The following is a 1,041-nucleotide window of genomic DNA, read 5'->3' on the forward strand; positions in this document are numbered from 1 at the left end:
TACATCGGCAACGACCGGTTTACCTACAAAGTGTGCGACAGCGGAACCCCGAGCAAGTGTGACACGGCCACGGTGAGCATCGGCATTCTGCCGGCTGCTAAGGTGTGTTTGCAAGCCAAAGTGTACTTGCAGGGGGCGTTGTTCGGTGTATTCCTGCCGGATTCGCTTATGCGTGACGATCTACGCGTTCAGGGCTTCCTACCAACGACGAGTCCGTATCCGGCAATTGGTATGAGTGGTATTACCAACACCAATACAACCACTGCTGCAGTAGTGGGCGCGGGCAGTCCTTCGGGCCGGGATGCGATTGTAGATTGGGTATTTGTTGAACTTCGCAGTGCCGCCGACCCAACAGTTATTGTGGATAGTCGCTCAGCTTTGTTACAACGCGATGGTGATATTGTGGATGTGGATGGCGTGAGTTCGATTACTTTCAACTCAGCTACGCCAAGTTCATATTATGTCAGTGTCAAACATCGTAACCACTTAGGAGTGATGACGAAAACGGCCATTGATTTAACCCAAGGGTGTACAGTGATAGATTTCCGCAAACCAAGTACCCCCACCTACAACTTGGATGCTACCAACGTAGTGAACAAGGCACAAGTAGATGTGGTACAAGGAGTAGCAATGTGGGGGGGCAATGCACTGTATTCCAATGTGGCAGATAGTAAGCATGAAGTAATCTATCAAGGAACCGATAACGACGTCAATGTGATTTACCAGCAGGTTATCAATGCTTCTGCCAATGTGTTCGTGTTGCCTTCGTACAAATTGAAAGGGTACTATACTGGCGATATCAACCTGAATGGTGAAGTAATTTTCCAAGGAACGGGTAATGACGTAGAGTTTATTTACCAAAATGTGATTAAAAATCACCCTGGCAATACTCTGATTGTTCCTTTCTTTAAAATCCGAGAGCAACTCCCCTGATTACATATGAAAGGAGGCCGTCTCAAAAGCAATTTTGGGACGGTCTCTTTGATTTTAAGCAGCAAGCGGCTGATTTTGTCTAAATTTTTGTTGTGGTAAAGATAAAAT

General features: G+C 46.4%; 1 protein-coding gene. It reads left to right on the forward strand.

What is annotated here, in order from left to right:
* Window positions 1-933: hypothetical protein (locus tag G563_RS38515; RefSeq protein WP_028666588.1), on the forward strand; the 933-nt coding region annotated here is incomplete at its 5' end.
* Between the last annotated feature and the right edge of the window lie 108 nt (window positions 934-1,041).

Origin of the sequence: Runella zeae DSM 19591, from assembly GCF_000423565.1 — a bacterium.
In the GTDB taxonomy this organism is placed as follows: domain Bacteria; phylum Bacteroidota; class Bacteroidia; order Cytophagales; family Spirosomataceae; genus Runella; species Runella zeae.